The sequence below is a fragment of the Citrobacter sp. Cpo100 genome, assembly GCF_030332595.1.
Lineage (GTDB): Bacteria > Pseudomonadota > Gammaproteobacteria > Enterobacterales > Enterobacteriaceae > Citrobacter > Citrobacter portucalensis.
Genome location: NZ_JAOWHM010000023.1, coordinates 30,032 through 50,707, shown reverse-complemented (window position 1 = coordinate 50,707; position 20,676 = coordinate 30,032). Strand labels below are relative to the sequence as shown.

Sequence of the window (20,676 nt, the reverse complement as noted above, 5' to 3'; positions counted from 1 at the left end):
TTTATATTTCCAGTTACGCGTTTATTATTGTCTATTTTTAGCTGGCTTTATTTTTATTTACTGGTTAGATTTACAGGTGTTATTTTTCGCAAGACGCCCGTGCTGCAACACGAGCGCCTCGCTAATCACAATCCCTATTGAAAAGGAATAGAGACCATGACTACCCCGCATTCTATTGCAGAATTCACCGATCCAGAAGTCTCCCCAACAAATAATCGTCTGGGTACCGTCACTTATGCGAGTCGTTATCCGGATTACACGCATGTTCCGGCAATTATTATGAAAGGCCAGTGGCTGGAAGCCGCCGGTTTTACCACTGGCTGCAAATTCGATGTCAAAGTGATGCCTGGCTGCATTGTGCTGACGACAAAGCTGCCGGAGCCGGAAGAACCCGCGTTATTGCAGTCGCTGCGTCGGGTGTGCAAGCTGTCCGCGCGTAAGCAACAGCAGGTGCAGGAGTTTATCAACGTGATTTCGGCGAAGCCGCGCAAGCAGGGATAAATTCTCAGATGCCAGACGGCGCTAAAGTATAGATTCGCGTTTGTGCCGGGTGGTGGCTACGTCTTACCCGGACTACATGTATTGTAATATCAACACGTTGTGTAGATCTCATGTAGGCCTGATAAGCGAAGCGCCATCAGGCGCTGATTTGTCATCAGCCCCACAGTTTCTGAGGAGCCGTTTGTTCAAGCCTTTAAGCGATAACTCAGGTCTCGCCATTTACATTGCCTTATTAAATGGAACAGAATTTTCGACAGTATTTATCATGACCGCAATACACCGTTTCCCTTCTGCCGTTTTGATCTTATACATTTCCCTGATGGAGTTAACAAATAGCTTATTCATTTCGTCTTCTGACTCAGGGAAAGAGGAAAATGCACATATCTGCTCAATAGTCAACAATGGTCTCTTATCGTTGAGAATAGCCAGAACACCGGCTGGATTATGTGGAATGGCTTCAGATACCGCCCCCTGCAAATCTTCCGCAGTACTGGCATCAACTCCAGGTTCCAAAGCACTTGCCACCGTTAACCAGCCATTATTACCTTTGCTAATTTCAGGAATGATATGGTTCCACCATTCTGATTCATTGTCATGATAAAGTGTGTGTACAACAGCATTTGCTCCTTTTTCATTTATCATCTGCAGAAGCTGAGGTGCAGTATGCTCTGCAGCGCAGGAGGCACCCGAAAGCATAAATAGAAAGAAGATAATAATAAATTTCATTATCTTACCACCAAAATTGTATCACCCGAATCGTAAATGGTTTGGCGCTTATCTTGTCCATTCATAATGATACACCCTGCAGATGCCGTTCCCGGTGGCTGCCCTTTTTTATCGCCATGAATTTCGAAATGATCTCTGCCAAAAGTATTGGTCCCTGCAATAGGTTCAAGGATGATAGCGGAGGGGCTTTTGTGATTATTCCATCCTGCAATAAAATAAATACCTCGAGGAATGGGGCCCTTGTTACGTATGTGTTCACAGTTCGGTTTATCCTTTGATTCACCGGCACCACTGTAGCAATAAGCAATTAACTCACCGTTATGGCTCAGTATACCTGTCGATACTTTATATTCCCATGTCATATGGATTTATACCCTTTAAAATATAATAATCACACCCATCATATTTAATCGTAAAAATATATTTATTTATAAGGTCACAATTATTAAAATTCAGAATATTTATAATTTATATATTTTTATTTCTCGAACAAATAAATTGTATTCTGAATAATTTGAGAACGGTGAAATAGCAGGCAATTTGAAAACGCCCGGTGGCGCTACGCTTACCGGGCCTACAAATGGCACTTTCCCGTAGGCTGGATAAGGCGCAGCCGCCATCCGGCACTTGCCCCCACTCATTCGGTAATAACAAACCGCGTCGCGGCAAAGCAGTTCAAAACCCGGTGCACCAGAAATACCATGGTGAGCGTTACCACCAGCGCGACGGTGACGGAGGTGATACGGTACAGATCGCTGAATACCAGGTCCTGATCCGGGTGCAGGTTCTGGCCAAACATAATGCCGATGGTAGTGATACTGGCAAACCCCACGCCTGCCCCGACTTTTTCCATTACGTGCAGGCGGGCACTGAACGCCAGCCCGAGGCCAATCAGCGGCATCATCAGCAGCATATGGTTGCTGAAATCATAGATAAGCAGCTGCACCAGCAGAATATACAGGCAGGCCAGCACCACGCCGACCACGCGCCAAATCGAGCTGATCACCGCGCCGCGGTAGTGCATCGGAAACAGGATCAAAATGCCGGCCATCAGCGCCGACAGCGAATCACTCAAATCGCAGATCTGGAAGACCACAAAAATCATCGTCGCCACCGTGCCGGAAAGCAGCGATTCATGGCGCACCCGGGCGGCATCTTTCTCAATGCGCGGCGGTGGCTGGCGGGGTTCCACGTCCGGGATCAGATAATGCAGCAGCGCGCTCAGCGCCACCGCCATGACGCAGGCTTCCATATTGGAGAACATCAGCGTATGCCAGTTGGTGGTGGGATAGCTCATAAAGTTGAGCATCGTACTCTGGCACACCACGCCCATCGAACCGAGCAGAAACAGCGGTCCTTTGCTCATAAAACGAAAACGCATTACATACAGGCCGAACACCACCAGTGTCATAACCAGCGGCCACTGTGAAAGATAACCGACGATCAGCACCATTTCAACGCAGTTCACCGCCGCGCTGAACACGAACTGTGTTGCCACATGGCGGTTGAATACCGGTACCAGCGACAGCAGCATCAGCGGATAAACCACAAAGAACACGCCGTACTGCACGTTGTAGAAGGTCGAAATACTCAGCGCGATTGTCCCGGCAACGGAGATACGCAGGGTCTGGCGAAAATCATTGGCGGTGTAGACAATATTCCCGTGCGGCGTAAAGACGTGGGCCAGTGTGTTAATAGACATAATGCAGCCAGCTAACGAGGTGGATCTGCGCCCCGGCAAAAGTGCGAGCGAACACGCCCTCGCTGTTATACAGCTGTACCGTGGCGCGCGCCCCGGTCGGTAACGGCGTGTCGAGCGGTTCGTTCAGCGCTACGTGAATACGCATACGCTGGGCATCGCGCACCCAGCGGGTGGACTGTTCCGGCTGCGACAGCTGGCCGTTAACCTGTTCCTGGCCCGCCAGAATACCGGCATCACTGCTGGTGACGCGGGCAGAGAAAACCTTGCCCGGCATGGCGTCGAACACCACGGCGGCATCGGTATCCACGCGAGTGTGGCGCAGGCTTTTCTCGCGAAAGTCGGCCACGATATCGGTCTGATGACTGACCAGCGCCAGTAGCGGCGTGGCGGCGGTGGCGTAAAGTCCGGGGCTAAGCTGAAGGTTACTCACTATACCGTCGGTCTGGGCATATACTTTGCTCCAGCCGAGGTTCAGCTGCGCCTCTTCCAGCGTGTTACGATATTTTTGCAGCGTTACGTTACGTTTGTCATCGCGCTCTCCGCGCTGGATCAGCAGGTTCTGAATACTGGCATTCAGCGCCGCCACCGACTGCTCGCTGGTTTGCCAGGCGGTACGCACCTTGTCGAGATCGGATTGCGACACGTTCTGCATGGCGCTCAGGCGCTGATAGCGGTCTAAGGTGGTCTTATCGTTGCGGGCGTTGAATTGCGCGGTGCGCAGGTTGGCGCGGGCAGAGACGATCTGCGCATCCAGTTGTTGGTTACTCAGCTTCGCCTGCTCAAGGGCAATTTGCGCAGCCTCGACCTTATTGATAAATGGCGTCGGATCCAGTTCGTACAGCAAATCGCCCTTCTTCACCTGGCTATTATTGTGTACATGCACCTGCGAGACGTAGCCGGAAACGCGTGAGGAAACAGGCGTTACCACGCGCATCACCGTGGAGTCCGGCGTCAGCGGGATCCAGATATCGGCAACGATAAACCAGGCGAATATTACCAGGAAAGCGGCAATACTCACCCTTACCCAACGGGCAAATTTTTGTTCTGGGGTCATCATAGTTTTTTAGATCTTGTTATCTTCTTCGCGGATTGTCCGCAGATTGCAGGCGATTTGATTGAGCGTGGCGCTGAAGGAAGCGAGTTCCGCCTCAGGGATGGTGCAGGTGACGCGATGTTGGTATGTCTCTATCACCCGGTTGAGTTCATCCAGCCTTGCGCGGCCTTGCGCGGTCAGCGCCAGCAGGCGGATGCGTTTGTCATAGGGCGATGTGGAGCGCAGCAGATAGCCCTGCTTTTCCAGCTGCGAGAGGGTGCGCATCAGCGGCGGCAGTTCGATGCCCTGCATTTGTGCCAGTTCACTGACTGAGACGTTGTCTCCCAGTTGATACAGTTGCATCAGTACCGTCCAGCTGGACTGCGTCAGGCCAGTATCGGTGATGGCAGCATCAATAATGGCCCGCCACTGGCGCACCACCATTGCCATGCGCATCCCCATCGGGCGGCGGGCAAACAGTTCATCTTCAGTCATCTTACTTTCCTCTCATCGCTGAAGAGAAAATAATACTTATCAGGATAAGTATCAAGAAACGGACTAACCAGAAGCATGAATTGATAAATATCGTGAATATAAAAGAGGAGGGGCGATAATCCCCAGCCTCTGTCGATGAAAGAAAATCACTCCACCTGATCGCGTCGCAGCCCGACGTCCCGCAACCGCTCATCACTCATCTGTTGCAATACGCGCCGCGTTTGCGCTCGCAGCCGCCACGCCTTGTATGCCCGCCAGATCAGTACAAACCCAATAAACGGCTGTTTTGCTTTATTCTCGTGAAATTCCATACCTTGCCTCCCCGCCTTGCCAGAGGCTTTATCTTCACGGATCTGGCCCAAAACAATACAGACTCAAAAAGTACTTTTATTTAACATACAGATTGGTTAAAAAGAGTTCTGCATCGCTTTTTTCACGCCATTCTGTACTGGTTTTTTAATCTGTATGGTACCCATGAGGGATACAGCATGACGCGTTACCAACATCTGGCCAATCTGCTGGCCGAACGCATTGAGCAGGGGCTGTATCGCCATGGCGAAAAATTGCCTTCGGTGCGTAGCTTGAGTCAGGAACATGGGGTCAGTATCAGCACCGTCCAGCAGGCATATCAGACGCTGGAACAACTACAGCTGATCACACCACAGCCGCGTTCCGGTTATTTTGTCGCACCGCAAAAAGCGCAGCCGCCGGTGCCGCCAATGTCGCGTCCGGTACAGCGTCCGGTCGAGATAACCCAGTGGGATCAGGTGCTGGACATGCTGGCAGGTCATGCGGATAAATCGATAATCCCTTTTAGCAGTGGCGTGCCAGATATCAATCAACCCAGCCTGAAGCCGCTGTGGCGCGAGCTAAGCCGCGTGGCGCAGCATAATCTCAAGGCGGTGCTGGGTTACGATGAATTACCTGGCTGCCGGGAATTGCGTCAACAGATTGCACGGCTGATGCTGGACGGCGGTTCGGTGGTCAATGCAGACGATATTGTGATCACCAGCGGCAGTCAGAGCGGAATGTCGCTGGCGCTGCTAACGGTTTGCCAGCCTGGCGATATTGTCGCCGTTGAATCACCGGCCTACTACGGCACGATGCAGCTACTGCGCGGCTTAGGGATCAAAGTTATTGAGATCCCAACCGATCCGGATACCGGGATCAGTGTTGAAGCGCTGGAGCTGGCGCTGGATCAGTGGCCGATCAAAGGTGTGCTGCTGGTTCCCAACTGCAACAACCCTCTCGGATTCATTATGCCGGATGCGCGTAAGCGGGCAGTGCTCGCCCTCGCCCAGCGCCACGACATCGTTATTTTTGAAGACGATGTGTATGGCGAACTGGCAACGGAGTACCCACGCCCGCGCACGATCCACTCCTGGGACAGCGATGGTCGGGTAATACTCTGCAGTTCGTTTACCAAATCCGTCGCCCCCGGTCTGCGCGTGGGTTGGGTGGTGCCCGGTCGTTATTACAACAAACTGCTGCACATGAAGTACGCCGTCATTGGAACTAACGTTCCCGCTACGCAACTGGCAGCGGCTTCCTTTGTGCGCGAAGGACATTATCATCGACATATTCGTCGTATGCGCCAGATTTATCAGCGCAATATGGAGATCTACACCTGCTGGGTACGGGAATACTTCCCCTGCGGGATCTGCGTCACCCGACCGAAAGGCGGCTTTATGCTGTGGGTCGAGCTGCCGCTCCAGGTCGATATGGTCTGTGTCGCTAAGCAGCTCTGTCGCCTCAAAATCCAGGTTGCACCGGGTTCTCTGTTCTCCGCATCGGGGAAGTATCGCAACTGTGTGCGCATCAACTGCGCATTGCCGCCAAACGATAAGCATCGGGAAGTAATGCAGAAGCTCGGAGAGGCGGTAAAAACGGCAATAGAGTAGATCGAGCTGCCCGGCGCTTCCGGGCAGGCAATTAGGCAGTTTAAGCTATATCTAATGGCTTAAACCCTGAATATCTTCAGCGGAAAGTCGGGTGATTTTTTGTACCGTGCTGATATCGATGCCATCTGCCAGCATGGTGCGGGCAATACGCAGTGCCTCATCACGTCGCCCCTCTCGAAGCCCTTCCAGCCTGCCTTTTTGTAGTCCTGCCTCATGTAATCTGTCTGCGATCGTCATCAAATGCTCCTTGTGCTGCGGTGAACGTTCGGCAACCCCGCGAATAAACTCACTGAATCGAGGTGCATCGCCAGTTCGTAAAATATAATTAAACAGCGTCTTTATCTGGCTGTCATTAGTCAGTCCGGTAAGTAGCAGGGAAACAATTTGCTCGACCAATCCCATAAGATCGCGTTGACGGATATGTTTTTGGATTAACTCCAGCAGCGCCATACGTCGATGCTGCACAATTTCGTCATCCGGAATAACCGTAATATCCACCAGCGGAAACGCCGCAGCATACAGCTGACGAGCCAGCTTCGGGTTGGCAAACTCATCCAGCCAGCACAGCGAATAAGGGTACGGGCTTTTAGCGCCGTGATAAAACAGCATCGGCACCACCAGCGGCAACTGCTGATGCCCGGCATCTAAATGTTTCTGCATGGCCGCTACCGCATAGCGCATCAGTCTGAATGCCATATGCGCATCCGGTGTGCTTTGGTGTTCAATCACCACATAAATATATCCATCCCCATCCGTCGTTTTCACCGACCACAGCACATCGGAATAGTACGCACGTAAATTCTCTTCGATAAAACTGTCTGACTCGAGTTTAAGCGTCTGAAGATCGCAAAGCTCGCGCAGCGAAGCGGGAAGATGTATTTGTAGGAAATCCCGAGCGGTCTCAGGATGGCGCAAAAACGTTTTAAAAACCGCATCATGTGGTGTTGAAGTTGAAGCTTTGCTCATGGCGATCCTTCACCTGAAAATAAGATGCCATGACTGTAGCGCCGGAAAACCACATCCTCACCTGCAACTTTCTCTCTTTGCGAGGCGATTTCCGGGATAACAACGCCCTTATGTAACGTCTGCATTTGTCTGGAACACGTCACGCAGAATCACCATCTCAATGCGCATTCCCACTTTTTCACCACTCGGCCTGTGCTATAACAAATCATCACTTTCAGGGAGGACACGATGTGACGCATACCCGAGATATTCCACAATCGTTCTGGCGTGATGAGCAGTTGCCGTGGCTGGAACTGCGCAGCACCTGGCAGAGCCAGCAGGCCTATAAGCGGCATCACCACTCTCAGCTCTCGATTGGGGCAATTCTCGAGGGGGAAACGTGCTGTCTGTGCGATGGCGAGGAATACCATCTGCAGGTGGGCGATCTGATTGTGATACCGCCGCTGGCACCTCACAGCTGTAATCCTGTTAACGGACAGTTTCGCAGCTATCATATGCTTTATCTTGATACCCAGTGGTGTCTTGCTAATCTGCCTGCACAGAACACCAATCAGCGGCTTTGCACGCCTGCTCCCGTCATCCGCGATGCGCAATTATTCCAGCGTTATATGCACCTTGTGACGCTCATGCCGCAACGCCAAACCGCGCAATTAACGGATGCCGCACAAGCATTGCTGCACACGCTGCCGTTGCAGTCGGTCACACAAGACAACCTAAGCGCAACCAGCCAGTATCTGCGCGAACGGTTGCAGTCCAGCCTGCTCGCGCCGCCCTCGCTCGATGAGCTGGCACATGAGTGTCATATGCGTAAAGAGACGCTGATCCGTACCTTTAAGCAAGACACCGGGCTGACGCCAGGAAGTTATCTGAACATCATACGGATTGACTATGCTCGCCAGCGGCTACGGGCCGGGGACGAAATTGCCGATGTCGGCTACCAGAGCGGGTTTGCCGACCAGAGCCATTTCCATCGCACCTTTGTTCGCTACACCGCCGCCACACCGCGCCAGTACGCGTTGGGACGATCAATATCAGACAATAATTAGCGCTGCGTCAGGCGTACGGTGATCTCAGATTCATTCTCTGAGGTCGCTATGTCGCTGCTTTCTGTACTTTTTCCTTCTGCTTTTCCCGCGCTGGCGCTGGCGCATTTCGTCGCATTGCTTAGCCCCGGGCCGGACTTCTTTTTACTGGTCGGTTACGCCGCACGATACCGGATGCGCGGCAGCGCCGGGTTGTGCGTGGGGATCGCTTTCGGCAACGGGTTGTATATCCTGCTGGCAATTATCGGTTGGGGGATCCTGCGCCAGCTTCCCCTGTTGTTTACGGTTATTGAGCTGCTGGGCGCGCTTTATTTATTGTGGATTGGCAGCCTGCTGGTACGCAGCCGCCCGCAAACGCTGACCGGAGCAGACGCTGAGTCTACCTGTCCAGGATTTGGCAAACAGCTACTGCTGGGATTGGGTTCGTCACTGCTCAACCCAAAAAATGCGCTGTTCTATCTGGCGCTAATGACCGCCCTGTTCGGCCCGTCGGTGACGCTGCTGCAACAAACCATGAGCGGGATCTGGATGACCAGCGTAGTGCTGTGCTGGGATCTGCTGATCGTGATGTTCATCGGTTTACCGCAGATCCAGCGACGGTTATCCAGAGGGATATTATGGGTAGAACGTATCGCTGGCGGTGTATTGATTATCTTCGGTTGTGCCATCGCACTGCGGTTTTTGCAGAGCATCGTAGTCTGATTTACAGGGCGATTTTCTGCACAGAAACCGGATAAACTCGTTTAATTAATATCCAATCCGCATTAAACTGCGGATGGTTATTACCCGTTCAACTTACTCTTCCTGAGGTGCGATGTGCTGATTGTTACCTGTAATCGTTACGTTTTCTGACCCCGCGTCAGTGAGCGTATCTTCTGTTTGCGCTTCGCGCAGACAGCGTTTTTGATTACATGAAATTCAGTACATTTGCAGTCTGCTTTTTTCTGTCATCGGTCTGACGTCTCAAAGACGGTATTGAATTTCGCTATTCCCGTTGAGGGTTTTTTCCCGACAAGGAGCTGTTTTATGCAACGGATTCTCGCGTTTTTCTCCCAACGCGCCACAACGCTATTTTTTCCTGTCGCGTTGATTTTATATGACTTCGCCGCCTATTTGTCGACGGACCTGATCCAGCCTGGCATCATCAATGTGGTACGTGATTTCAACGCCGATGTTAGCCTGGCACCCGCTGCGGTGAGCCTCTATCTGGCGGGCGGCATGGCGCTGCAATGGCTGCTGGGGCCGCTTTCCGACCGAATTGGCCGTCGACCCGTGCTGATTGCGGGGGCGTTAATCTTTACCCTCGCCTGCGCTGCCACGCTGTTCACTACCTCAATGACGCAGTTTCTGGTAGCCCGATTTGTGCAGGGCACCAGCATCTGCTTTATCGCGACCGTTGGCTATGTCACGGTGCAGGAGGCGTTTGGGCAAACGAAGGCCATTAAGTTAATGGCGATAATCACTTCCATTGTGTTGGTTGCACCGGTTATCGGCCCGCTCTCCGGGGCCGCGCTGATGCACTTTGTACACTGGAAGATCCTGTTTGCCATCATTGCCGTCATGGGGTTTATCGCCCTGATTGGGTTAATGTTAGCCATGCCGGAAACCGTCCAGCGCGGCGCGGTGCCGTTCAGTGCCCGCGGCGTAGTGCGTGATTTCCGCGACGTTTTCCGTAACCGGGTGTTCCTGTTTGGCGCAGCCACGCTGTCGTTAAGCTATATCCCGATGATGAGCTGGGTGGCGGTCTCACCGGTTATTCTGATCGATGCTGGCGGCATGACCACATCGGAGTTTGCCTGGGCACAGGCCCCGGTATTTGGCGCGGTGATCGTCGCCAATATGGTGGTCGTCCGCTTCGTGAAGGATCCGACCCGGCCACGCTTTATCTGGCGAGCGGTTCCCATTCAGTTGAGCGGGCTGGCGGTATTGATTGCTGGCAATTTACTGTGGCCGCACGTGTGGTTGTGGTCAGTGCTGGGGACCAGCCTGTATGCGTTTGGCATTGGAATGATCTTCCCAACGTTATTCCGCTTTACACTATTTTCCAACAACTTACCGAAGGGTACGGTTTCGGCGTCGTTGAATATGGTGATCCTGACGGTGATGGCGGTTTCTGTCGAAATTGGGCGTTGGTTATGGTTCAACGGCGGCAGGATTTCGTTTCATCTGCTGGCGGTGGTGGCTGGTATTGCCGTCGTGTTCACGCTGGCAGGCTTACTAAAGCGCGTACGTCAGCATGAGGCCACCGCATTAGTCACAGAGAGTTAACCTCCTATGAACCGCCCCCATTCGCGAACAGTGGTTTTGTGTTTAGCGGTCGGGGGCAATCCATCATAGTGCATCAACTTTTAATCATCTGACGAGAGATAACGGAACTTCCGCATCGGGTTCATGCGTGATCCGATTACGCAGGTCACGACGAATCATTTCAATGACCCAAAACCAGAAAATATGTCCAATAATTTCCGACACATATTCATCAAATGGTAGCTGAGACAAGGGCGGCGAAAGATGAAGGGCGGGAATGAAGATGCCATGAACTGCCACCGTCACGATTAAACCTGCCAGTACCCCCTGCCAAAGTTTAACTTTTGGAAAAATTTCAGCGGCAACGCAATATCCGACTGCAAACACTAATGAAAATATGATGTGCGTGACCATAACCGGATTAATCACATGTTCAGAAAAGGTATAGACCGTTTGCGTGGGGTCAATCCCTAAATAGTCTCGGAGAAAAAGGTACGGAGGATTAAACTCATTTCTTCCCAGAGAAAATGTCCTGGGTGGAAGCGGAACTTCGGCTCCCCACTTAACAAATGCAGAAAGTACGCCAGAAACGATACCGACTAACACGGCAACACCATAATGGCGGCGTTCCGTCGGTGTCTTTGAGAATAAATCTTTCAGCTTCATAACTCATCATCCCTTATATGCCATAACACTTAAAACCAGTGGCTATGCTACCCAGGAGGGATGCTGAAAATTGTGACAAAGATTACTTTTGATAAAAAATGATCTTAAATGACCACTTATGAGTTAATTTGATTGTGAATATAGCTTCATCGCGAATGTCGTACAGGCGTTTTATCCGGCCTACTGGGTTACGTAGGCCGGATAAGCATCAGCGCCATCCGGCTACGCTCACCTCACCTTACGCAATGCGTGCAAATCCCGCGTCTAGATCGGCAATCAGGTCGTCGATATCCTCAAGGCCGATATGCACCCTGACCAGCGTGCCGCTGAAATCTACTTCTCCGGCCGGGCGAATGCTGTTCAGCTCTTCCGGCTGGTTCGCCAGAATGAGCGACTCAAATCCGCCCCACGAATAGGCCATATGGAACAGCGAGAAGTTATCGAGGAAATTCGCCATCTGTTCGTCGGTCAGTCTCTTTTTCAGCACAAACGAGAACAAGCCTGAGCTTCCGATAAAATCACGCTGAAAATACTCATGGCCCGGACATTCCGGTAATGCCGGATGATTCACCCGTGCCACTTCCGGCCTTGCCGACAGCCAGCGGGCAATATGGATGCTGCTCTCCTGATGCTGCTTAAGGCGTACCGCCAGGGTGCGCAATCCGCGGCTGCCGTTGTAGGCCGTATCGGCATCCAGCGTTTGCCCCATCAGATAGGAGTTCTCACGTAAACGATCCCAACAACGGGCGTTCGACACCGCCGTGCCCAGCATGGCGTCCGAATGGCCGATGGTGTACTTCGTTCCCGCCTGAATGGAAATATCCACGCCATAATCCAGCGCTTTGAACAGCACGCCCGCCGCCCAGGTGTTGTCGATCATAATGACAATCTCCGGATTCACCGCGCGGATAGCCTTCACCATCCCCGGCACGTCCTGGACTTCCATGGTGATAGAACTTGGTGACTCAAGGAATACAACCTTTGTTTCCGGACGCAGAAGATCGACGATACCTGCACCAATCAGCGGATCGTAATACGTTGTTTCCACGTTGAATTTACTCAGGATCTTATTGCAAAAATCCTGGGTTGGTTCATAGGCCGCCCCCGTCATCAGAATATGATCGCCACCCTGAACAAACGCCAGAATCGCATTGGTCACCGCCGCAGCACCACATGGGTACAGCGCGCAGCCAACGCCGCCCTCCAGTTCGCTCATTGCCTTCTGGAAAGCAAAGTGGGTATAGGTTCCGCGACGACCATAAAACAGCTCGCCGTTCGCGCGATTGGCGGTGGCAAATTTCTTGTCCTTCACGGTATCAAATACCAGTGAAGAGGCGCGTTGGATAACCGGATTCACCGCTCCCTGGGTATAGCGTTTGTCGCGACCAGCAACAACCAGGTGCGTTTCAAGCTTCATTGCGTCTTTCATAACATCTCCTGTTCTTAATCCGTGTGAAACCTATACCACCGCAGCAGTAGAGTTTATTTCAGTGTTGGTCTGCTTTTTTCCAGCGAACCGTTCAACAATCTGCGCCGCATTCAAATCATGGATAACGTTAATCAGTGTGGCCGGCGCATCGGTAATGGTGCCCAGCACCACCAGCATAGGGATTGCTTCCATCGGCAGGCCGAGCGTTGTGACGATAAAGATTTCACCGAGGAACGCCCCGCCCGGCACGCCACCAACGATAATGGCGGAGAGCACCGCAATCAGCATCGTCAGGAAGAAGGTTTCGGTGGTGAATTCCATGCCCAGCACGGAATAGATAAAGACAATTTTTAGCGCGGCAATCATCGCCACGCCGCCCTTGTTGAGGTTAACCAGCAGCGGAATGGAGACATCAACGATTTCCGGGTTAATCCCCATCGCCTTACCGGCACGCAGCGTCACCGGGAGCGTCCCCAGTGAAGAGCAGGTACCCAGCGCAGTCGCAGACGGTTCAATCGCGTTACGCCAAAAGGCTTTGATCGCCGGAATACCGCCGCCAATATACGAATAGAGAATCGAGCCAAAGACAAAGTAGACCAGCGTGGCAACCATAAACAGGCCGATGGCGCGGGCAAAGGTTAACAGTAGTGCAGAGTCCTGACTGGCCATGGTGGCGGCGAAGTAGCAGCCCAGACCAATCGGCGCGACCTTCATAATGATCGAAACGATCTTCATGATCACGGTATTGGCGTCTTCCAGCAGCGACGCAATACGTTTACCGGCCTGATCCGACTGGCCAATTGCGACACCGGCGATGATCGCCATTACGATCAGCGCCAGAATATTGGACTTAGAAAACAGTCCGATAAAGTCGCTGGTGGTGATCATACTGACAAAATCCATCTTACCGCTGCCCGCCTGTACCGACTGCGAGAGATCGATAGTGACGCCCTGCGCCGGGTTATACCAGAGCGCCAGCGCGACGATCCCGGCGGCTGGAATAAAGGCCATGGCGATCGAAACAATAAAGATAATCGCCATAATGCGTCCCAGCCTTTTCAGGTCGGTCATACTGGCGATCGAAGACATGACGCTGATACCCACCAGCGGCACAATAATCATAAATAGCAGGTTTAAGAATATCTGACCTATTGGCTGGAGTTTACTTGCAAACGATGGGGCATAAATACCTAATAAGCCGCCAATCACCAGAGCAACTAATAAAATAATCGACGATTTGTAGGGTTCGAGTCGTGACCACATAATCGGTACCTTTGGAATAATAATTAATGAGATTAAATTCACAATGTGATGAGTTTCCGTTTCGCCTCCTTTTATTTTGTGACGTAACTCACCTAAGTTGTTATTTTTTCATTTTGCCAGCAAGTTGTTTCCTGTGATTCAATAGTTGCATGTTTAAAACGCGAATGTAACGGCCTATTCGTACCGTTTTTGCAAATCACTTGTGAATTAAAGGAAACTATGAGTACGCCGATTTCACTCAAGCATCTGGAGTTTTTTACTAAAATCGTCGACTGCGGAGGATTGTCAGAAGCCGCGGCGCAACTCAACGTATCGCCGTCTGCGGTCAGCAAAAGTCTGGCCGCGATGGAAGACACGCTGGGCACGACATTAATTAAACGCACCACCCGCAGTATTACCCTGACCGACGCCGGGCAATATCTCTTCAACCGCGCTAATAAGCTTTTGAAAGAATTCGATGAAACGCTGAATACCACTTCCGGTTATTACCACAGCCCGCAGGGTGAATTACGCATAACCTGCTCAATTGCGTTTGGTTATTCCCGGCTGGTGAACCTGGTGGATAAATATCGCTCCCAGTTCCCGGATGTAAATCTGTATATCGATCTCAACGATAACTTTGTGAATCTGAACGAAACAGATTTCGACATCGCCCTGCGCATCTCCACCGCACCGCCGCAAAACTATGCGATGCGCAAGCTGGTGCCTGTTCGCTGGGCGTACTGTGCCTCACCCGGCTACCTCGCCAAAAAAGGCATGCCCCAGCGTCGAAGCGATCTGGTGGATCATGATTGTCTGGTTTATCCCGGCCTCACACCGGTGCTGAAGGTGGCGGATGAACAGGATCGTCTGCATCAGTTGAAACTGCATATGCCGATCCAGGCCAACAGCAGTCTGGTATTGCTGAAGTCAGTGTTAGAAGATCAGGGAGTGGCGTATTTGCCCACCTATCTGATTGGCGATCATATTCAAAAAGAAGAGATAACGCCGCTGATGCTCGACGGCACTATCACCTGTGAAACTCACGCCCTGTATGCGCTGTACTTTCCCAGCAAGTACAGCAATCCTAAGGTGCGATCGTTTATCGATTTTCTGGTGGCGGAACTCGGCCCCTTGCCCGCCTGGGACAACTGGATCCCGGAGTAAGCCCAGCCCACCTGAAAATGGGAGGCGCTCCACATTTTTTGCGCGATCCCCCCGTCTGGCTCTATCCTTAAGCCTATGAATAAAATTGCTGAACTCAAACGCGCCAAGCGACTGGCACTCTCATTGCTGCTGATTGCCGCTGCCACCTTCGTCATCACGCTGTTTCTGCCGCCTAACTTTTGGGTACTGGGGATCAAAGCGATCGCCGAAGCGGCGATGGTGGGCGCGCTGGCGGACTGGTTTGCCGTGGTGGCGCTTTTTCGCCGGGTGCCGATCCCGTTTATCTCGCAGCACACGGCGATTATCCCGCGCAATAAGGATCGGATCGGCGAAAATCTCGGGCAATTTGTGCAGGAAAAATTTCTCGATACCCAGTCGCTGGTCGCGCTGATCCGCCGCCATGAACCGGCGCTGTTGATCGGCAACTGGTTCAGCCAGCCGGAAAACGCCCAGCGTATTGGCCAGCATCTGCTGCAGATCATGAGTGGTTTTCTCGAACTGACCGACGACTCGCGCATTCAAAGGCTGATCAAGCGGGCGGTGCACAAGGCCATCGACAAAGTCGATCTCTCCGGTACCAGCGCGCTGATGCTGGAAAGCATGACCAAAAACAATCGCCATCAGGTGCTGCTCGACACGCTGATTGCCCAACTGATCGCCCTGCTCCAGCGCGACAGCTCGCGAGCGTTTATCGCCAGACAGGTCGTGCACTGGCTGGAAACCGAACATCCACTGAAAGCGAAGATCCTGCCAACAGAATGGCTGGGCGAGCACAGCGCCGAGCTGGTGTCTGATGCCGTTAACTCCTTGCTGGATGACATCAGCCACGATCGCGCACATCAGATCCGCCATGCCTTCGATCGCGCCACGTTTAAGCTCATCGATAAGCTCAAACACGATCCGGAGATGGCCGTGCGGGCCGAAAGCCTGAAAAGCTATCTGAAAGAAGATGAAGCCTTCAACCGTTATCTTGGCGAGCTGTGGGCAGACCTGCGTCAGTGGGTGAAAACCGACATTAACGCCGATGATTCCCGCGTGAAGCAGCGCATCGCCAGCGCCGGGCAGTGGTTCGGCGAAACGTTGGTAGCCGACAGCGCCCTGCGCGCCTCACTGAATGGGCATCTGGAGCAGGCCGCACATAAAGTAGCGCCAGAGTTCGCCACCTTCCTGACGCGCCACATTAGCGACACGGTGAAAAGCTGGGATGCACGCGATATGTCGCAGCAAATCGAGCTGAACATCGGTAAAGATTTGCAGTTTATCCGCGTCAACGGCACGTTGGTTGGCGGTTCTATTGGGCTGGTGTTATATCTGTTGTCGCAAATTCCTTCCCTGCTGACGCTGGCGAATTTTTAAGGAGAAAAATTCAATGACGATGAACATCCGCATTTTTTCCCTGCGCGAAACACCGGAAAAACTGCACGAGGTCACCGCTTACTTTCAGCAACAATGGGCCTCAGAAGACTCCATGAGAGTTTACGAGGATGCACTGCATCGTTGTATTGGCGCAAAGAACCCGCTACCGCAGTGGTACTGGATGCAGGACGGCGACAGCATTGTTGGCTGCGCCGGATTGATCACTAATGATTTTATCAGTCGCGGCGAACTGTGGCCGTGGCTATGCGCACTCTATATCGATCCTCGCTATCGTGGTCACGGTCTGGCGTTTCGCCTGATTGAACATATTGCGCAGCAGGCCAGACAGTTAGGCTTTATGCAGCTTCATTTGTGTACTGACCTGGAAGGTTTATACGAGAAAGCGGGGTTTTACTTTGACGGGCCGGGCTATCATCCGTGGGGGGAAGTCTCACGGGTCTACAGCCGTAATCTGTAAGCGCGCAATTGTTGTACATCAATAAAGCCAGATAAATTGCAGGGTTATAATGCGACGTCTTTTTACTGTCTCCCGTGTTACGGGGAAGGAAAATCATGTCGCTAATCACCGATTTACCCGCCATTTTTAATCAATTCTCCGACGCCCGTCAGAAAGGTTTTCTCACCGTAATGGATCTTAAAGAGCAGGGTATCCCGCTCGTTGGAACCTATTGCACCTTTATGCCACAGGAGATAGCGATGGCGGCAGGTGCGGTCGTCGTTTCGCTATGCTCAACCTCTGATGAAACCATTGAAGAGGCCGAAAAAGATCTGCCACGTAACCTGTGTCCGCTGATCAAAAGCAGCTACGGGTTTGGTAAAACGGATAAATGTCCGTACTTCTACTTCTCTGACCTGGTGGTGGGCGAAACGACCTGCGATGGTAAAAAGAAGATGTACGAGTACATGGCTGAATTTAAAGCGGTACATGTGATGCAACTGCCCAACAGCACCAGTGATGCGGCTTCACGGGCGCTGTGGAAAGCCGAGATCCTGCGTTTGCAGCAGGTTATCGAAGCCCGTTTTGGCACCCCGATTACCGAAACTGCGCTACGTGAAGCTGTTATTCTAAAAAACCAGGAACGTCGTGCACTGGCAAACTTCTACCGCGTTGGTCAGCTCAACCCACCCGCACTCAGCGGCAGTGACATTCTGCAAGTCGTCTACGGTGCAACCTTCCGCTTTGATAAAGCAGCACTGATCGACGAGCTTAATAGCATGGCCGAGCGGGTACATCAGGAATGGCAGGCCGGGAAACGTCTGGCGTCGCGTCCACGCATACTGATAACCGGCTGCCCCATCGGCGGCGCGGCAGAAAAAGTGGTTCGTGCCATTGAAGAAAACGGCGGTTGGGTGGTGGGCTATGAAAACTGCACCGGGGCGAAAGCCACTGAACAGTGCGTGGAGGAAACTGGCGACGTCTACGACGCGCTGACCGATAAATACCTCGCCATCGGCTGCTCATGTATTTCCCCTAACGATCAACGTCTGAAAATGCTCAGCCAAATGGTTGAAGAGTACCAGGCTGACGGCGTCGTCGATGTCATTTTACAGGCTTGCCACACTTACGCCGTTGAATCACTCGCCATCAAACGCCACGTCCGCCAACAGCACAACATTCCCTACATCGCCATTGAAACTGACTACTCCAGCGCGGATATCGGCCAGCTTAGCACTCGTGTCGCCGCGTTCATTGAAATGTTGTGAGGAACAGGGATGACATACTCAATAGGGATAGATTCCGGCTCCACAGCGACTAAAGGTATTTTGCTGGAAAGTAACGTCATCAGACGTCGCTTTCTCTGCCCAACACCTTTTCGCCCTGCCGAAGCAATCGCGCAGGCATGGGAAACGCTGCAGGCGGGGCTGGACGTTAGACCATTTTTAACCCTCACTGGCTACGGACGGCAGCTCGTGGATTATGCTGACAAACAGGTCACTGAAATTTCCTGCCACGGACTGGGGGCACGCTTGCTGGCTCCCGGTACCCGCACAGTGATTGATATCGGCGGTCAGGACAGTAAAGTCATCCAGCTAGATGATGATGGTAACCTCAGCGATTTCTTGATGAACGACAAATGTGCGGCTGGGACCGGACGATTTCTGGAAGTCATCTCACGCACGCTCGGCGCCAGCGTAGAGCAGTTAGATGCGATTACCGCTGGCGTCGAACCACATGCCATCACCAGCATGTGCACGGTTTTTGCCGAGTCAGAGGTTATCAGCCTGCGCTCTGCGGGTGTCGCGCCGGAGACCATTTTAGCGGGTGTGATCAACGCGATGGCCCGACGCAGCGCGAATTTCATCGGACGGCTTTCAGGGCAGGCTCCACTGTTATTTACCGGGGGAGTAAGCCACTGTCACGCCTTTGCTCGTATGCTTGAAGGCCACATTGGTATTCCCGTACACACGCATCCCGACGCGCAGTTTGCTGGGGCGATTGGGGCCGCGTTAATTGGTCAGCGTCAGGGGAAACGTGAGTGAAGGAAACACTGTTCTTGTTTCATACTACCCTCGGCGTCATCAAAACGCGTAAAGCGCTACAGGCTGCGGGTATGTGCTTTCGGGTGGCAGATATTCCCCGCGAGCTACGCGGTGGCTGCGGGCTGTGCATTTACATCGACTGTGTTGCTGGCAAGGAGGATGAGTGGATAATTCCGGGTCATACCGAATCTATCTACCATCTTGAAAACGGAGACTGGCGCTGCCTTGCCACTTTTCCTCCTTCCTGAACGTGCCAGGGGACTTATTTTTATTTTACTTTTCATTATCATTTACACATGTAATATAACAATTATCAGCTAACAGCGCGAAATGAGAGTCCGTATGTCCCAGGGAAGCCCAGATTCAAATCGTCATGCCATCAGCGTCGCGCTTTTTGGCATGCTGGTCTTAACACTGGGTATGGGAATTGGGCGCTTTCTGTATACGCCAATGCTGCCGGTGCTGCTGTCGGAAGGTCAATTTACATTTGACCAACTCTCCTGGATTGCCAGCGCCAACTACGCCGGGTATCTGGCGGGAAGCCTGCTCTTCTCCTTCGGGCTCTTCCATCTTCCCTCTCGCTTACGCCCGATGTTGCTAACGTCCGCGCTCGCTACCGCAGGACTGATACTGGCGATGGCCAGCTTTACGCAGCCCGCGCTGGTGATGCTGATCCGCTTTCTGGCGGGCGTCGCCAGTGCCGGTATGATGATCTTTGGCTCAATGATCGTTCTGCATCATACCCGGCATCCCTTCGTGATCGCGGCGTTGTTCTCCGGCGTTGGTGCAGGTATTTTGCTGGGCAATGAATATGTCATTAGCGGTCTGCATTTTGCGCTTTCATCGCACACGCTCTGGCTGGGCGCAGCGGCAGCCTCGGCTCTGTTCTTTGTGCTACTGGTTATACTCCTGCCATCTCGCGATCACGTGCTCCCCGCTGCGGCCCCGGTAAAAACAGAGCATCAGCCTATGTCCTGGTGGCTGCTGGCTCTACTGTACGGGCTGGCCGGATTTGGCTACATCATTGTCGCCACCTACCTGCCGCTAATGGCGAAAAGTGCCGGTTCGCCGCTGTTGACTGCCCATCTCTGGTCGCTGGTCGGCATATCGATAATTCCGGGGTGTTTCGCCTGGCTGTGGGCCGCCCGACGCTGGGGAGTATTGCAATGCCTGACGGCGAATTTGCTGATTCAAAGCGCCTGCGTGGTCATGACGCTCGCCAGCGGCTCCTTGCCGCTGCTGGTGATAAGCAGCATGGGGTTCGGCGCAACGTTTATGGGAACCACCTCACTGGTGATGCCGCTTGCCCGTCAACTAAGCGTACCGCGCAATATTAATCTGCTGGGCCTGGTCACTCTGACTTACGGCATTGGGCAAATACTTGGTCCGCTATTAACCAGCCTGCTGGGAAGCGGCGCACAGGCGATCGTTAACGCCACGGTGTGCGGCGCGGTCGCGTTGTTTATTGCGGCACTTATCAGCCTCACGCAATTATACAAACAGCGTTTCGCCTCGCCAAAAAGGGTATAACCGGCTAACGTCTAAAGAAGATATATTCGGATTAGTCCGCAATTAAATGTCAGCATTTAATAAATCGCAAATAATCGGCAATTACCCGCCAGACAATTTATAATTCCCGGCTGTTCATTTATAAACTCAATTTAAAATGCGTAAAAATGGACATATTAATTCAACATCAA

At 52.5% G+C, this 20,676-nt stretch carries 22 protein-coding genes; 12 read left to right on the top strand and 10 right to left on the bottom strand.

Annotated features, from left to right (window positions below; translation table 11 throughout):
• Positions 1–156: 156 nt before the first annotated feature.
• Positions 157–501: an endoribonuclease SymE gene (gene symE, locus OGX96_RS01430; protein ID WP_198802643.1), complete on the top strand. Its 345-nt coding sequence runs from the start codon at positions 157–159 to the stop codon at positions 499–501.
• A gap of 219 nt (positions 502–720) precedes the next feature.
• On the opposite strand, the gene OGX96_RS01425 is transcribed toward symE, so the two are convergent.
• The 6 genes from OGX96_RS01425 to OGX96_RS01400 form a co-directional block, all read right to left on the bottom strand.
• Entirely contained in the window at positions 721–1,227 is a 507-nt protein-coding gene (locus OGX96_RS01425; RefSeq protein WP_198802641.1) for a hypothetical protein, read from the bottom strand.
• Positions 1,227–1,589 carry a tlde1 domain-containing protein gene (locus OGX96_RS01420; protein ID WP_087857426.1) on the bottom strand — a complete coding sequence of 121 codons (363 nt, stop codon included), beginning with the start codon at positions 1,587–1,589 and terminating at the stop codon, positions 1,227–1,229. Before OGX96_RS01420 ends, OGX96_RS01425 begins: the two co-directional genes overlap by 1 nt.
• 275 nt (positions 1,590–1,864) lie before the next feature.
• Positions 1,865–2,929: a DUF2955 domain-containing protein gene (locus OGX96_RS01415; RefSeq protein ID WP_079934421.1), complete on the bottom strand. Its 1,065-nt coding sequence runs from the start codon at positions 2,927–2,929 to the stop codon at positions 1,865–1,867.
• A complete protein-coding gene (locus OGX96_RS01410; protein WP_198802639.1) occupies positions 2,919–3,986 on the bottom strand; it encodes an HlyD family secretion protein in 1,068 nt (355 codons plus the stop codon). The genes OGX96_RS01415 and OGX96_RS01410 overlap by 11 nt, the downstream gene beginning before the upstream one ends.
• 6 nt (positions 3,987–3,992) lie before the next feature.
• Complete coding sequence (locus OGX96_RS01405) at positions 3,993–4,457, bottom strand: MarR family winged helix-turn-helix transcriptional regulator (RefSeq protein WP_008786106.1); 465 nt, start codon at positions 4,455–4,457, stop codon at positions 3,993–3,995.
• A gap of 146 nt (positions 4,458–4,603) precedes the next feature.
• On the bottom strand, positions 4,604–4,768 hold the full coding sequence (locus OGX96_RS01400; RefSeq protein WP_008786105.1) for a DUF1127 domain-containing protein: 165 nt from the start codon (positions 4,766–4,768) through the stop codon (positions 4,604–4,606).
• A 177-nt stretch (positions 4,769–4,945) separates the two neighbouring features.
• Here OGX96_RS01400 and OGX96_RS01395 point away from each other — a divergent pair, with 177 nt between their 5' ends.
• Entirely contained in the window at positions 4,946–6,358 is a 1,413-nt protein-coding gene (locus OGX96_RS01395) for an aminotransferase-like domain-containing protein (protein WP_198802637.1), read from the top strand.
• Positions 6,359–6,409: 51 nt separating this feature from the next.
• Here OGX96_RS01395 and OGX96_RS01390 read toward each other — a convergent pair whose 3' ends face one another.
• Complete coding sequence (locus tag OGX96_RS01390) at positions 6,410–7,324, bottom strand: Rpn family recombination-promoting nuclease/putative transposase (RefSeq protein ID WP_198802635.1); 915 nt, start codon at positions 7,322–7,324, stop codon at positions 6,410–6,412.
• Positions 7,325–7,554: 230 nt separating this feature from the next.
• Between OGX96_RS01390 and OGX96_RS01385 the strand changes: the two genes are divergently transcribed.
• The 3 genes from OGX96_RS01385 to mdtM all read left to right on the top strand — a co-directional run bounded on the left by OGX96_RS01385 (position 7,555) and on the right by mdtM (position 10,635).
• On the top strand, positions 7,555–8,370 hold the full coding sequence (locus tag OGX96_RS01385; protein ID WP_198802633.1) for a helix-turn-helix transcriptional regulator: 816 nt from the start codon (positions 7,555–7,557) through the stop codon (positions 8,368–8,370).
• Positions 8,371–8,418: 48 nt separating this feature from the next.
• Entirely contained in the window at positions 8,419–9,069 is a 651-nt protein-coding gene (locus tag OGX96_RS01380; RefSeq protein ID WP_198802631.1) for a LysE family translocator, read from the top strand.
• Between the two features lie 324 nt (positions 9,070–9,393).
• Positions 9,394–10,635 carry a multidrug efflux MFS transporter MdtM gene (mdtM, locus tag OGX96_RS01375; protein ID WP_198802629.1) on the top strand — a complete coding sequence of 414 codons (1,242 nt, stop codon included), beginning with the start codon at positions 9,394–9,396 and terminating at the stop codon, positions 10,633–10,635.
• Between the two features lie 84 nt (positions 10,636–10,719).
• Here the strand turns inward: mdtM and OGX96_RS01370 are convergent, their stop codons facing one another.
• From OGX96_RS01370 to OGX96_RS01360, 3 genes are all read right to left on the bottom strand, one after another.
• Positions 10,720–11,280: a YagU family protein gene (locus OGX96_RS01370; protein WP_198802627.1), complete on the bottom strand. Its 561-nt coding sequence runs from the start codon at positions 11,278–11,280 to the stop codon at positions 10,720–10,722.
• A 238-nt stretch (positions 11,281–11,518) separates the two neighbouring features.
• Positions 11,519–12,709, bottom strand: coding sequence for a cystathionine beta-lyase (gene metC / locus OGX96_RS01365; protein WP_032942294.1), 1,191 nt, complete (start codon positions 12,707–12,709; stop codon positions 11,519–11,521).
• 30 nt (positions 12,710–12,739) lie between these two features.
• Positions 12,740–13,972, bottom strand: a complete 1,233-nt coding sequence (locus OGX96_RS01360; RefSeq protein WP_125363512.1) for a dicarboxylate/amino acid:cation symporter — start codon at positions 13,970–13,972, stop codon at positions 12,740–12,742.
• A gap of 219 nt (positions 13,973–14,191) precedes the next feature.
• Between OGX96_RS01360 and OGX96_RS01355 the strand changes: the two genes are divergently transcribed.
• The 7 genes from OGX96_RS01355 (at position 14,192) to OGX96_RS01325 (ending at position 20,506) form a co-directional block, all read left to right on the top strand.
• Positions 14,192–15,118, top strand: coding sequence for a LysR family transcriptional regulator (locus OGX96_RS01355; protein ID WP_003845596.1), 927 nt, complete (start codon positions 14,192–14,194; stop codon positions 15,116–15,118).
• Between the two features lie 75 nt (positions 15,119–15,193).
• On the top strand, positions 15,194–16,474 hold the full coding sequence (locus tag OGX96_RS01350) for a DUF445 domain-containing protein (protein WP_003830070.1): 1,281 nt from the start codon (positions 15,194–15,196) through the stop codon (positions 16,472–16,474).
• A 13-nt stretch (positions 16,475–16,487) separates the two neighbouring features.
• Positions 16,488–16,952, top strand: a complete 465-nt coding sequence (locus tag OGX96_RS01345) for a GNAT family N-acetyltransferase (protein WP_103285813.1) — start codon at positions 16,488–16,490, stop codon at positions 16,950–16,952.
• 95 nt (positions 16,953–17,047) lie between these two features.
• Complete coding sequence (locus OGX96_RS01340; protein ID WP_286582061.1) at positions 17,048–18,199, top strand: double-cubane-cluster-containing anaerobic reductase; 1,152 nt, start codon at positions 17,048–17,050, stop codon at positions 18,197–18,199.
• A 9-nt stretch (positions 18,200–18,208) separates the two neighbouring features.
• A complete protein-coding gene (gene yjiL, locus OGX96_RS01335) occupies positions 18,209–18,976 on the top strand; it encodes a putative 2-hydroxyacyl-CoA dehydratase activator YjiL (protein WP_008786095.1) in 768 nt (255 codons plus the stop codon).
• On the top strand, positions 18,973–19,224 hold the full coding sequence (locus tag OGX96_RS01330) for a putative Se/S carrier protein (protein ID WP_008786094.1): 252 nt from the start codon (positions 18,973–18,975) through the stop codon (positions 19,222–19,224). The genes yjiL and OGX96_RS01330 overlap by 4 nt, the downstream gene beginning before the upstream one ends.
• 94 nt (positions 19,225–19,318) lie before the next feature.
• Positions 19,319–20,506 (top strand): MFS transporter, encoded by a 1,188-nt coding sequence (locus OGX96_RS01325; RefSeq protein ID WP_174770742.1) that lies wholly within the window; start codon positions 19,319–19,321, stop codon positions 20,504–20,506.
• The last annotated feature ends 170 nt before the right edge of the window (positions 20,507–20,676 follow it).